Below are 14,044 nucleotides of genomic sequence, written 5' to 3'. Positions count from 1 at the left end.
AAAGGGTTATCGTATATACATTAAAATATATTTTACGATAACTCTTTTTTATTGTGATTTTGTGAAGGAGTTTCAATCATTTAAAAATTTAGATGTAATAAATTAAAAAAGAGATGAATTTAAATATGATATAATTTTTATAAATGAAATATATTATAAATTAGGGGGAATATATAAAATGAAAGATATTATACTTGTATCTCATTGTATGCTTAACACTTTTTCTAAGGTAGAAAGTTTTGGAGAAGAAGAAGGAAGAGAAGAAGCTAGAAGAAAAGTAATGCAAACAATTATAGAAAATGGAATTGGGATAATACAGCTTCCATGTCCAGAGCTTATAATGTACGGAACAAAGAGATGGGGACATGTTAAAGACCAGTTTGACACACCTCACTTTAGAAATGTATGTAGATGTGAATTTGAAGTATATCTACAGCAGCTACAGGAATATATAAACAATGGCTATAATATAATAGGAATATTAGGGATAGATGGAAGTCCATCTTGTGGTGTAGACCTTACTTGTGTAGGAGATTGGAGAGGAGAAATAGGTAGCAACCCAAATCTTAGACAGACTATAGATAGTATAAAATATGTGAGAGAAAAAGGTGTACTTATAGACGAAATTTCAAAAATACTTTCTGAAAATGGAATAGAGTTAGAAATGTTCGGATTCCAGACTGAAACTGCAGACGATATATGTGAGAGAATAAAAAATTCTATAAAGTAAAAAAATATTAAAAAATATTGCTAAAAAATTTAAAATTTAGGTGTAATAAATAATTTTTACATAAATTTTAAAATTTTCAGAAAAAAAGTTGCAATATTGGAAATAATATGTTTTAATATACTTATCAAAAAAAACAGAATAATAAACCAAGGTAGAGGCGCTATTGTTCAATAGTATCTAAAGGAGTTGGCAGACGTTGAATTTAGAGAAAGGGGATATAGCCGAAGAAAGAATATATGGCGATAATTCTTTCTGGGCCTGTATATAATATATACTGGACTGTCGCTTTAATAAGTGTTGAGCTACAAGGTTACTTTGTATGAATACAGCGGTTCAAAGTTTCCTTTGAACCGTTTTTTTTATTTTGAATATTGAAGTAAAATTTGAATATTAAAGTAAAAGGCGATATATTTGGCAAAAGAATAGGGAATTTGCTAAAGGTAAGATTGAGTTTTATTATTCGCAAGGAGGTAAAAGAATGAGTGTAGTTGTACAGAAATACGGTGGAAGCTCTGTTGCCGATACTGATAAAATCAGAACAATAGCAGAGGGAATAATAGAAAGAAAGAAAACAGATTCTAATATAGTAGTAGTTGTTTCAGCTATGGGAAAAACTACTGATGGATATATAAATATGGCTAAGTCAGTAACAGATAAACCTTGTAAAAGAGAACTAGATGCTCTTTTATCTACTGGAGAAATGATTTCAGCATCAATGCTTGCCATAACATTAGAATCTTTAGGATGTAAAGCTATAAGCTACAATGCTTACCAGTTAGACATACATACAAGTGGAAATCATGGTAAATCATTAATAGATGATATAAATGTTGATAGAATACAGGAAAGTTTAGATGAGGGATATGTAGTAGTAGTTACTGGATTCCAGGGGATAAATGACGAAGGAGATATAACTACTCTAGGAAGAGGAGGATCAGATACTTCTGCTGTAGCATTAGCGGTTAAATTAAACGGAAAATGCGAAATATACACAGATGTAGATGGAGTATACTTCACAGATCCAAGAGCTTATGCAGATGCTAAAAAACTTGATGAAATAGAATATGAAGAAATGCTAGAACTTGCAAGCTTAGGTGCAAAAGTTATGCATTCAAGAAGTATAGAACTAGCTCAGAAATATGGAGTAGAAGTATATGTAGGACGTACATGTGGAACAGTAAAAGGAACATACATAAGAGGAGGAAAAAACATGAAATTAGAAGATAAAGTAATAACAGGAATAGCAACAAGTGATGCAGATAGCTCAATAACAATAAAAGAATTAGATATGGACAACGTATCAGCTCTATTTGAAGATATAGCAAATAAATCTATAAGTGTGGATATGATAAGCCAGACAGCTCCAATAGATGGAAAATTAAACGTATCATTTACTATACCAAAAGATGAAGTAGAAGAATGTATAGAATTAGCTAAAAAATACACTTCAGACGAAAATGTAGCTGTAGACAATGATATAACAAAATTCTCATTAGTTGGACTTGGAATGAAACACACTGCAGGGGTTGCTTCAAAGGTATTTAGAATATTCAAAGAAAACAACATAAGAGTAAAATTAATAACAACATCAGAAATCAGAATAACTTGTGCAATAAATACTTCGGATAAAGAAGTAGCTATACAGAAAATGTGCGAAGAGTTTAATGTATAAAAGAAATTGAAAGAAAGTAGGGAATAGGATATGAGACTTCATGGGAGTATGGAAATAAAAAATGACGAACTTTATATTGGTGGTGTAAATTGCCTAGATATGGTAAAAGAATACAAAACACCTCTTTATGTATTTGATGAGCAGCTTATAAGAGATAATTGTAGAGAATACAGAAAATATTTTAAAGCTGAAGAAAATGGAAATAGAGTGGCATATGCAGGTAAAGCATTTTTACCAGGATATATGTGTAGACTTATAAAAGAAGAAAAGATGTGTCTTGATGTAGTATCTGGTGGGGAATTATACACAGCTCATAAATCAGGATTCCCAATGGAGAACATATTCTTCCATGGAAACAATAAAACAAGAGAAGAAGTTGAGATGGGTGTAGAGTATGGAGTTGGAAAATTCGTAGTTGATAACTTCTATGAATTAGATTTATTAGAAGAAATTTGCGAAAGAGAAGATAAAGTACAGGAAATATACTTTAGAATAACTCCAGGAATAGAAGCTCACACTCATGAGTATATAAAAACAGGACAGATAGACTCAAAATTCGGATTTGCACTTGTAAATGGAGATTTATACAATGCAATCGAAAAGTTAAAAGAGTACAAAAGAATTAAATTAGTTGGACTTCATGCACATATAGGTTCTCAGATATTTGAACTTGAACCATTCCTTGATGAAGTAGATGTTATGATGAATCTTGTTAAGGAAATAAAAGAAAAATATGGAATAGAATTAACAGATGTAGACTTAGGTGGAGGAGTAGGTGTTTATTACACTGAAGAAGATAAACCAAGAGCTATAAAAGATTTCTGTGAATCTATAATTGAAAGAGCAGAAAAAACTTGTGCTGAGCTAGGTATGGAAGTTCCACACCTTGTTATAGAGCCAGGTAGATCTGTAATAGCAAATGCAGGAAGTACACTATACACAATAGGATCAATAAAAGAGATTAAGGATGTTAGAGTGTATGTAAGTGTTGATGGAGGTATGACTGATAATATCAGACCATCTCTATATCATGCGGGATATGAATGCAGCATTGTAAATAAGATGAATGGAGATACAGAAAATAGAGTTACTATTGCTGGAAAATGCTGCGAAAGTGGAGATATACTAATAAATAATGTTGCTATTTCAGAAATAGAAAGTGGCGATATTTTAATAACTACATCAACAGGGGCTTATGGATACTCAATGGCTTCAAACTACAATAAAATTCAGAAACCAGCAGTAATAGCTGTAAAAAATGGTGAAATAACACCAGTATGTAAAAGACAAACATTCGAAGATATACTTGCTTTAGAATTATAAAACTTAGGGCTGTTGTAAATTGCAACAGCCCTTTTTAGAATAATCTTTTATGTTTAGTGAATATAGAGTAGTAAAAACATAAGCTTACCAATCCTTTGTTATTATGCGAAGCATATGAGATATAGACAAACTTCTCTCCAGGCTTCGACGTGCGTGTAGGTAAACTATTTTTGTTGTAATTAAAACCCACGTCTGCAGATTGTCGAGAGAGTTTTGTCTATATGACTCATATGCTACATATTTACATTATTATTGGTAAGCTTTTATTTTTCCTACTCTATATAATACACTAAATTTATAGAAGATTATGGCTAATAAAAGAGGCTTGTTGAAAGTTTACAAGTAGCTCTAATTTTTTATAATTCTGAAGCTGCGTACATCGAGAGTAGGAGAATATAGTTATATGCTTTGAAGGATGAGATACGGCACAGTTATTTATCTTGTCATTTTTTATTTTTATATGTTAAAATTATAGTGAATAAGTAGGAGGTAATGCTATGAAACTTAAAATAAAATTGATTGCACTTAGCATGATAATGGCGCTTAGTTTGACAGCATGTAAGTCTGATGAAGGGTCTGAACTTTTTAATGAAGGTCAGGTTGCATTAGAGAAACACGATTATAAAACTGCTATGCAGAAATTTTCAGATGTGTTAGAAGGCGATAGTGAGAATAAGGTTGCTAGAGACATGTATGGTCAAGCCATTAGAATGATAAGAGTGGAAGATTATGAAAATGATGAAGAATACGAAAAAGCATTAAAAGAAGTAGAAAAGATTCTACGGTTAAAGAATGGTTCGTCAAAAATAAAGAAAGAAGCAGAACAGAAAAAGTCTGAGTTAGAGAAATTAGTTGAAAATTTAAATGCTGAAAGAGAAGAGAGAAAACAAAATGCAAAAGAAGCTGCTAAGAACAATAAAGGTCAGGTAGAGTCTGATGCATTACATTCAAATTCATCTTCAAATATAAATAAGCCAGAAAAACCAACACATAATAATAGTTCGTCAGGTGGAAGCTCATCAAGTGGAAACAGTGGAAGTAGTGGTGGAAGTAGCTCATCAGGTGGAAGTTCATCATCTGGAGGAGGTTCTTCATCAGATAATGGTTCATCAAATAGTGGAGGCTCATCAGGCGGAAACACTGGAAATAGCGGTGGAGGCTCATCATCAGGAGGAGGTTCTTCAGATAATGGAGCTTCTGGAGGAGAAGAGGAATAGAATAATAAATTTGGAAAGGATTTAAAATGAGAATAAATAAATATATAGCTTCTTGTGGGGTAGCATCTAGAAGAAAAGCTGAAGAGCTTATAATTTCTGGAAGAGTTACTATTAATGGAGAGCTAATAACTGAATTATCAACAACAGTAGATGAAACAAAGGATATAGTTGAAGTTGACGGAGTGCCTATAAACCAGGAAGAGAAGAAGGTGTATATACTTTTAAATAAGCCTGAAGGGTATATAACAACAGTTAAAGATCAGTTTGATAGACCTAGTGTGTTAGATATATTAAAAGATGTAGAGGAAAGAGTTTATCCTGTAGGTAGACTTGACTACGAGACAAGTGGTTTATTAATTCTTACAAATGATGGAGATTTAACATATAAACTAACTCATCCTAAACATGAAGTTGAAAAAACATATCTAGCTATGGTAAATGGTATAATTTCGCCTGAAGAAAAAAGAAGATTTGAAAATGGATTACAAATAGAAGATTACACAACTGCAAAAGCAAAATTAAAAATTGTAAAAGCAGATGAAGAAAAAAATTACTCAGTTTGCAAAATAACAATTCATGAGGGCAGAAATAGACAGGTCAGAAAAATGTGCAAGGCTATAGGACATCCAGTTAGAAATCTTAGAAGAATTCAGATGGGAAGAATAAACATAAGAGGCCTTGAAGTTGGAGAGTATAGAAATCTAACAGAGGATGAAGTAAAATATTTAAAAAGTGTAAAATAATTATAGGATTTATAAATGTCGTTGAAGGTAAGTAAAATTATTTTCAGCGACATTTTTTTATTTATAAATTTGCAAATTATTACACCAATTACATTTATAAATTTACCTAATATTACATTTTTTACGTTTATAAATTTATAAAAGATTGCACTTTTGCAGAAACAAAATTTTAGATGAATTGATAAAAACTAAGAAAAGGTTTTTCAAGTTTAAATTTTAAATAAAGTATATTTAACAATTGTATTAAGTATTTAATTTGGTTATAATATAATGTGGAAAAAATAAAAATGAAGTAATTACAGATAACAACCTTTGTTATTGTAGTATTTTATGAAAAGAGATGGAAAAATGAAAAAAAGAAACAATTTTGATAATGTAAATAATATCGCAAAAATATATATACAAGAAGTTGTAAAAGAAGGCGATATTTGTATAGATGCAACTATGGGAAACGGATACGATACTGTATTTTTAGCAGAAAAGGTTGGTAAATCAGGGAAGGTTTATGCATTTGATGTCCAAGAAGAAGCGATAAAATCTACTGAAAAAAAGGTAAAGAAACTAGAATTTGAGGATAGAGTAGAGTTGATTTTAGATGGACATGAAAATATAAATAATTATATAAAAGAAAAAATTAAGTGTGCAGTGTTTAATTTAGGGTATTTACCAAGATGTGAGCACAGAATAATAACTAAACCAGATACAACTATTGAGGCTATAAAACAGTCTGTATCATTACTTGAGGAAAATGGTGTGGTATGTGTTTCAATCTACACAGGACATGAGGGAGGAATGGAAGAAAGAAACGCAGTATTTGATTATGCATCAAATCTAGAACAAAAGGATTATAATGTTTTTGAATCTAAATTTGTAAATCAAAAGAACAATCCACCGTCAATAATATTAATAGAAAGAAAAAAACAAGTATAAGGATAAAATTTCTTGAAACTTTAAAACACGTAAAGTCAAAATATGAAGAAAAAATTGCATTTATTACTTAAAAATAATGCAATAAAGTGTTATAATGATGTAGAGAAATGAATCTTTATATATGTTTAGTTTCAATATACAGAAAATTTGAATATATGTATATTGAGTTGCATTCTTAAAAAATAAAGATATAGGGTAAAAGGAGAAATAAAAAAATGGATGAAACATTAAAGGACAGTAAAAAACTTATATCCGATATACAGACACAGTATACGAGATTAAGTAAAGGTCAGAAATTAATAGCACAGTATATACTGAATAATTACGACAAGGTTGCATTTATGACTGCCTGCAAATTGGGGGAAACTGTCGGAGTTAGTGAATCAACAGTTGTAAGGTTTGCAAATGCACTAGGATATTCTGGTTATCCAAAGTTACAGGCAGCTTTACAGGAATTAATAAAAAATAAATTGACTACAGTTCAGAGGGTTGAAATGGCAAACGACTACTCTGATGAAAATACAATACTTAACAAAATTCTTAAAGGCGATATGGATAATATAAGAGAAACTCTTGAAGAAATAGATGGAGAAGCATTCCAGGAAGCGACTGCTAGACTTTTAAAGGCTAGAAAAATATACATACTTGGAATGAGAACATCATTTGTTGTTGCTCAATATCTAGGATTCTATTTAGGAATAATATTAGACAATGTTCATACTGTAAGAATGGACATGGGGGATGCATTTGAACAGATAGTAAGAATAGGGGAAGGCGATGTTGTTATAGCATTTAGTTTCCCAAGATATTCTAAAAAATCATTCCAGCTAGTAAAATATGCTAAAGAAAAAGGAGCACATGTAATATCTATAACTGACAGTTTATTTGCACCGATAGCTTCAGTATCTGATAATACTTTAATAGTTAAGAGTAACATGGCTTCATTTGTAGACTCTTTAGTTCCTGCAATGAGTGTGGCAAATGCACTTGCAGTATCAGTAGGTATGAAAGAAAAAGAAGATATAAAAGAGCATTTCGACGATTTAGAGCAGATGTGGGATAAATACGGAATGTTTGAATAAGAAATTTATATAAATTTTGGAGGTAGCTCTATGAAAAATTTTGATTATAATATTCCAACAAGAGTGCATTTTGGTAAAGGACAGATAGCTAAGCTAAGAGGTGAAGTTAAAAACTTTGGACATAATGTTCTTCTTGTATATGGAGGAAATAGTATAAAAAGAAATGGAATCTATGACCAGGTTATGGAACAGTTAAATGATTCTGATGTAAATGTATTTGAGCTTTCTGGAATTGCTCCAAACCCAAGAATAGACTCTGCTAGAGATGGTGTTAAACTATGTAAGGAATATAAAATAGATGTAATTCTTGCAGTTGGTGGAGGAAGTGTTATAGATTGTAGTAAATTAATAGCAGCTGGAGCATTTTACGACGGAGATCCTTGGGATTTAGTGCTAAAAAGCTCACTTATAAAAGAAGCACTTCCAATAATATCAGTACTTACTCTTTCAGCAACTGGTTCAGAAATGGACGGATTTGCTGTTATATCTAATATGGAAACAAATGATAAATTAGGTATGGGTGGAGAAATATTAAAACCTAGAGTATCAATACTTGACCCTGAATACACATATACAGTGCCTACAAACCAGACAGCTGCTGGAACTGCGGATATAATGAGTCATATAATAGAAACATACTTCCACGATGTTGAAGGTGCTTATTTACAGGATAGATTTGCAGAATCACTGCTAAAAACTTGTATAGAATTTGGACCAATAGCTGTTAAAGAACCAAAAAATTACGATGCAAGAGCGAACTTAATGTGGGCAAGCTCTCATGCAATAAATGGTATGATTTCTTACGGAACAGATGTAGGTTGGTCAGTTCATCCAATGGAACACGAATTAAGTGCATACTATGATATAACTCATGGTGTTGGACTTGCAATTCTTACTCCAAGATGGATGAAACACATATTAAGCGACGAAACAGTAGGTAAATTTGTTGATTATGGTGTTAATGTATGGGGAATTGATTCTTCAGTAGATAAATTTGAGATAGCGAATATGGCTATTGAAAAGACTTATGAATTCTTCGCAAGTATAGGAATACCAATGAATTTAAGAGAAGTTGGTATAGGTGAAGAAAACTTAGAGGTTATGGCTGAGTTTGCATCTAAGAGAGGTGCTAAGTATGGATATGTATCTCTAAGTAAAGAAGATGTATTAGAAATATACAAAGAAAGTTTATAAGATAGAGCATAAATAGTACCCTGACATCATGGCTTCAGGCTTCGACGATTTTTCTGTATAGCTCGAACTCTGTTCGAGGCTAAAGAGAAAATCGTCTGCAGATTGGCGCTTATGATTGTCAGGGTACTATTTTTTTACCGCTAGTAAACTCATTGTATATAAGAAGATATATATTTTGGTAATTTGTTTTAAATATTAGCGTTTTTTATATTATTAATAAGGTAAATATAGTTAATATTAATATATTGTTAAACAAATATTTTTCCTAACTATGAAAACGGAAAAATTTCATATATAATTAAATATGAAAGGAAGTGGATCATTTTGGAAAAAGAAAAAGAAAGTTTAAGGCTAGGGTTTAGCGATATTTTTATCCTTGTTATAGGATGTATTATGATGGCGATTTCGCTAAATTTATTCTTCAATCCTTATGGAATTGCATCTGGTGGGATAACTGGGCTTGCAGTTGTTCTTAATATGCTTTTTGGAATTCCACTATGGATTGTCAACCTTGTTCTAAATGTACCGCTATTTATCGCAGCGTACAAGATTTTGAGCAAGAGAGACTGTATTAAAACAGTGCTAGGAATAATATTATTAACAGTTGCATTAAAGGTAACTGAGAGTATGTCTTCAATATTTATAACAGAGGACATTTACCTAATTATAATCCTGGGTTCAATACTTATGGGTATTGGACAGGGGTTAATCCTTAGAATAAGTGGTTCTACAGGTGGTACAGACTTAATGGCTTTATTAATTAATAAGGTGTTCCCAACATTAAGTATACCAATTCTTTTAGGAATTATAGACTGTGCAGTAATCGTTATGTCAGGGTTTGCAACAGGTCAGATAGAAATAGCACTATATTCTTCTGTTTCTTTATACATAATTATAAAGGTCAGCGACCTTATGATAGAAGGATTTAACTATTCTAAGTCATTTATGATTATTTCTGATCATTCAAAGGAAATTACAGACAAGATAATGGAGGAATTAGACAGAGGTGCGACTTTCCTTAAAGGTGAAGGTGCGTACACTGGTGCTGATAAGAATGTTATTTTGGTTGTAGTTGAGAAAAAAGAGGTTGTTGCTATGAAGAGACTTGTAAGAGAAGTCGATCCTAAGGCGTTTATAATCATAACTGATATACATGAGGCACTAGGTAACGGATTTAAACCGGTAACAGCAGAATAAGATTAATATTTTTGTTAGAGGAGGCTTTTGAGGAAGTCTCCTTTTTTGGTGCTTGGAAAAAATATATCCCCTTCTCTCCAGGCAGTCGAGCTGCATTGTCGAGTATGGAGATATATTTAATTTCCAAGCAAATAAAGTAAAATTTGCAAAAGCCTCTATGTAATAAAAATATTAATCTTATTTTTAGCTGTTACTGGTTTAAATTTAGGATGTTTAGGAGCAAGATTGCACATTCAACACATTATATGCCCTATTGATGTAAAATTTGTAAAGTGATGAACTTTGCTTGATGTTGAGTATTAAGTAAAGCTCCAAATCATATATCCTAAAAGAAATAGTTGCCGTTTATTCGACAACTATTTTTTTACTCAGTTTATAAAGATTTGTAATAATCTATTATTTTGGTATATAATATAATGTTGAGAGAGATTAATTTTTAAAGTCAAATGACACAGAAATATGACATTATTTCAAATATAAAAAGTGAAAATTTTTAAATGGAGGAAATTATGGGAAATACTTATTATATAGCTAGACATGGACAGACAGAATGGAATATATTAGGAAAAACTCAGGGGCATGGAAACTCACCTCTAACAGAAAAAGGGCTTGCTCAGGCAAATGAGCTTGCAGAAGGAATGGATAAATATCCACTAGATATGATATTCTCAAGCGATTTAGGTAGAGCAATGCAGACAGCAGAAGCAGTTGGAAAGAGATTTGGGATAGAAGTGCAGCCAACAGAAGCTTTAAGAGAAATGGGATTTGGAGAATGGGAAGGAAGATTGATTCCTGAAATAACTGAAAAATACCCAGAAATATACAAAACTTGGAGAAACGAGCCACATCTTGCAAAGATTCCTGGTGGGGAAACTTTAGATGTGATAAAGGAAAGATTAGAAAAATTCATAGACGAACTAAATGAAAAATATGATAACAAGAATATTTTACTAGTTAGTCATTCGGTTACAGTTAGGGTGCTTCTATTATTAATGTTAGATTCACCAATGAAAAATATATACAGAATTAAACAGGACAACACAGCTCTAAATATAGTAGAGTGGAGACATTACGGTCCGGTTGTTACTAAGATGAATGACACATCTCATATAAAAGGGGATTACAAGCTTAACAACTCAGCTCTTGAGTAGAAGATTAGTTATAAAATTAAATAAAAGATTAGTTATAAAATTAAATAAAAGATTAGTTATATAATTAAATAAAAAACTATTTATATAATTAAGTAAAAATAATTTAAATTATTTAATTAAGTATAGGATTTTTTATTATAAGAGAGGATTGTTGGATAAAGGAGATAAATATGGCAAAGGTTGTTATAATCGGTGGTGGAGCAGCTGGTATGATGGCGGCTGTGTCTGCTAGTCAAAATGCGGATAACGAGGTAATACTTCTTGAGAGAAACGGCGAATTAGGAAGAAAAATCAAACTAACTGGTGGAGGAAGATGCAATTTAACTAATGCCAGAGAGATAGATGATTTCTTTGATAAGGTAGTTACAAATAAGAGATTTTTATACAGCAGTTTTGATGCATTTTCAAATAAGGATCTACTAGGGTTCTTTGATAGAATTGGACTAAAATATAAAATAGAAAAAGATAATGATTTTAAGGTATATACAGAAAACGACAAGGCAGAGGATTTAATAGAATCCTTAAATAAAGAGCTTTTAAAGAGAAATGTTAAAATATACTACAATAAAAGAGTTACCGATTTAGATGTTAATATGTTCCCAGAGGAACAGATTTTATCAAAAAAGGACAAGATTGGCGAGATTAAGGGTGTTATCTTAGATAATGGAGATAAGATTGAGTGCGACAAGGTAATAGTTACAGCAGGAGGAAGAAGTTTTTCAAATACAGGATCAGACGGAAATATGTACAAAATCCTAAAAAAATATGGTCATAAAATAGTTGAGCCACTTCCTGCACTTGTACCACTTAAGATAGAAGAGTCTTGGATAATGAATATGCAGGGAATTTCGCTAAAAGACGTGGAATTATCTTGCAAAATCAAGAAGAAAAAGATAAAACAGAATGGAGATATGATATTCACTCACTTTGGAATAAGTGGGCCAGCGGTTTTAATTTTATCTTCTTATATAAATAAGGCATTAGAAGACGGAAATATAGAAATCACTCTAGACTGCCTACCTAATAGCACAAGAGAAGATATCGTTGCAGCGATAAGAGAGTTCCCAAATAGAAATGTAATAACAAATTTAAAGGGAATACTTCCACAGAATTTCTTAAAAGCTATTGGAGAACAGGCAGGAGTTGAAGAAATGAAGGTCAATGAACTTCCTAAAAAACTAGAAAACAAATTAGTATCTTTAATAAAAGAAATGAAGTTGACTTGCACTTCAACACTTGGAATTGAGCCAGCGATAGTAACTTCAGGTGGAGTATCTGTCAAGGATATTAACTCAACTACTATGGAGTCTAAAAAGATAAAAAATCTTCATGTTGCAGGGGAGATTTTAGATATAGATGCAGAAACTGGAGGGTATAATCTACAGATTGCATTCTCAACAGGATTTGCAGCAGGAAAAGATGAATTATAAAAAATAAAAATTAATTGGAAGGGTTGGTAATTATGATAATAGCAGTAGATGGGCCAGCAGGAGCTGGAAAAAGTACTATTTCAAAATTAATAGCTAAAAAATTAAACATAAACTACATAGACACAGGAGCAATGTATAGAGCAGTAACATACAAATGCTTATCTGAATGTGTTGATGTTAAAAATGAGGAAGCTGTGATAGAAATAGCTAAAAGAACTGATATAGACTTTAGAGATAACAATATATATCTTGATTCAAAAGTTGTAAATGAAGAGATAAGAACTAGAGAAGTAAGTGCAAATGTTTCTGATGTCGCTAAGATAAAAGAAGTTAGATATTTAATGGTAGATGTTCAGAGAGAAATAGGAACAAGAAATGATGTAATACTTGACGGTAGAGACATCGGTTCTTATGTATTCCCAAATGCAGACTACAAATTCTTCTTAGTTGCAACTCCTGAAGAAAGAGGAAGAAGAAGATACAAAGAACTTTGTGAAAAGGGATTTGAAGGAACTTTAGAAGAAATTATAAAAGACATAGAAAAAAGAGATGAGATAGACTCTAATAGAGAATTTGCTCCTCTAAAAAAAGCAGATGATGCTATAGAGATAGACACTACTGGACTTGGAATTGACGAGGTTGTAGAGGCTGTAGTGTCTAAGATAAAATAGTTACCATGACTACTATAAAGTTAAATAAAAATAAGAATGGAGAAATTAAATAATGAAGTTTTACGATTTTGCATTGAGTGTGCTTCGTCTATTTTGTAAGGTTTTCTTCAAATACGAGGTAATCGGTATAGAAAATGTGCCTCTTGAAGGAAATGTTATAATAGCTGCGAACCACAAATCAAACCTAGACCCGATATTTGTCGCATCTTCAATGACTACAAGAGAGGTTGCAGCGGTTGCTAAGAAGGAATTATTTGACCATAAAATACTAGGTTTTATTTTAAAGAAATTAAATACTATACCAATAGATAGAGAAAATACTGGAATTTCAACAGTTAAACAGATTTTAAGAGCTATAAAAGATGGTTATGTTTTAGGATTATTCCCAGAAGGAACTAGGGTAAAAGGAAAAGAATTTGGACAGGCAAAGGCTGGTTTATCACTTTTTGCATCTAAAGGAAAGGCAAATGTAGTGCCTATATCTGTAATTTCTACTTATAAATTATTTAGTAGAGTTAAGATATATATAGGTGAACCGATAGATATGAGCCAGTATTTTAAAGCCAAATTGACAAATGAAGACCACGAAAGAATATCAGAAGAAGTTATGCAGGTAATTATTAAAAATTACTGTGAACAAGCAGATGGAATAGTAGATGTTGAAGGAATAGAATACAACGCCTAAGCATCGATTGGAGGAAATT

Annotated in this window: 13 protein-coding genes and 1 riboswitch; all 13 genes read left to right on the top strand. The window is 31.6% G+C overall.

Annotation, left to right across the window (positions count from 1 at the left end; all coding sequences use genetic code 11):
* Positions 1–178: 178 nt before the first annotated feature.
* Positions 179–730 carry a CD3072 family TudS-related putative desulfidase gene (locus ACK2WO_RS09125; protein ID WP_414697573.1) on the top strand — a complete coding sequence of 184 codons (552 nt, stop codon included), beginning with the start codon at positions 179–181 and terminating at the stop codon, positions 728–730.
* A 144-nt stretch (positions 731–874) separates the two neighbouring features.
* A riboswitch (Lysine riboswitch) is annotated at positions 875–1,043 on the top strand.
* Between the two features lie 165 nt (positions 1,044–1,208).
* Positions 1,209–2,402 (top strand): aspartate kinase, encoded by a 1,194-nt coding sequence (locus ACK2WO_RS09120; protein ID WP_414697572.1) that lies wholly within the window; start codon positions 1,209–1,211, stop codon positions 2,400–2,402.
* 30 nt (positions 2,403–2,432) lie between these two features.
* Complete coding sequence (gene lysA, locus ACK2WO_RS09115) at positions 2,433–3,725, top strand: diaminopimelate decarboxylase (protein WP_178411691.1); 1,293 nt, start codon at positions 2,433–2,435, stop codon at positions 3,723–3,725.
* A gap of 497 nt (positions 3,726–4,222) precedes the next feature.
* Positions 4,223–4,942 (top strand): hypothetical protein, encoded by a 720-nt coding sequence (locus ACK2WO_RS09110; RefSeq protein ID WP_414697571.1) that lies wholly within the window; start codon positions 4,223–4,225, stop codon positions 4,940–4,942.
* Between the two features lie 26 nt (positions 4,943–4,968).
* Positions 4,969–5,685 carry a pseudouridine synthase gene (locus ACK2WO_RS09105; protein WP_414697570.1) on the top strand — a complete coding sequence of 239 codons (717 nt, stop codon included), beginning with the start codon at positions 4,969–4,971 and terminating at the stop codon, positions 5,683–5,685.
* A gap of 348 nt (positions 5,686–6,033) precedes the next feature.
* The gene (locus tag ACK2WO_RS09100; RefSeq protein WP_414697569.1) at positions 6,034–6,615 is read left to right on the top strand and encodes a tRNA (mnm(5)s(2)U34)-methyltransferase; all 582 of its coding nucleotides are present in this window, start codon (positions 6,034–6,036) and stop codon (positions 6,613–6,615) included.
* A 215-nt stretch (positions 6,616–6,830) separates the two neighbouring features.
* Positions 6,831–7,697: a MurR/RpiR family transcriptional regulator gene (locus ACK2WO_RS09095; RefSeq protein WP_414697568.1), complete on the top strand. Its 867-nt coding sequence runs from the start codon at positions 6,831–6,833 to the stop codon at positions 7,695–7,697.
* A 30-nt stretch (positions 7,698–7,727) separates the two neighbouring features.
* Complete coding sequence (locus ACK2WO_RS09090) at positions 7,728–8,891, top strand: iron-containing alcohol dehydrogenase (RefSeq protein ID WP_178411899.1); 1,164 nt, start codon at positions 7,728–7,730, stop codon at positions 8,889–8,891.
* 324 nt (positions 8,892–9,215) lie between these two features.
* A complete protein-coding gene (locus tag ACK2WO_RS09085; RefSeq protein WP_414697567.1) occupies positions 9,216–10,088 on the top strand; it encodes a YitT family protein in 873 nt (290 codons plus the stop codon).
* A gap of 509 nt (positions 10,089–10,597) precedes the next feature.
* Positions 10,598–11,239, top strand: a complete 642-nt coding sequence (locus ACK2WO_RS09080; RefSeq protein ID WP_006440318.1) for a histidine phosphatase family protein — start codon at positions 10,598–10,600, stop codon at positions 11,237–11,239.
* A gap of 170 nt (positions 11,240–11,409) precedes the next feature.
* Positions 11,410–12,669 (top strand): NAD(P)/FAD-dependent oxidoreductase, encoded by a 1,260-nt coding sequence (locus ACK2WO_RS09075; protein ID WP_414697566.1) that lies wholly within the window; start codon positions 11,410–11,412, stop codon positions 12,667–12,669.
* Positions 12,670–12,701: 32 nt separating this feature from the next.
* The gene (gene cmk, locus ACK2WO_RS09070) at positions 12,702–13,340 is read left to right on the top strand and encodes a (d)CMP kinase (protein ID WP_414697565.1); all 639 of its coding nucleotides are present in this window, start codon (positions 12,702–12,704) and stop codon (positions 13,338–13,340) included.
* Between the two features lie 52 nt (positions 13,341–13,392).
* Positions 13,393–14,025 (top strand): lysophospholipid acyltransferase family protein, encoded by a 633-nt coding sequence (locus tag ACK2WO_RS09065; RefSeq protein ID WP_414697564.1) that lies wholly within the window; start codon positions 13,393–13,395, stop codon positions 14,023–14,025.
* Positions 14,026–14,044 lie beyond the last annotated feature (19 nt).

It is taken from the genome of Peptacetobacter sp. AB845, assembly GCF_047528295.1.
Classification (GTDB): domain Bacteria; phylum Bacillota; class Clostridia; order Peptostreptococcales; family Peptostreptococcaceae; genus Peptacetobacter.
This window is presented reverse-complemented; position numbering and strand designations above follow the sequence as displayed.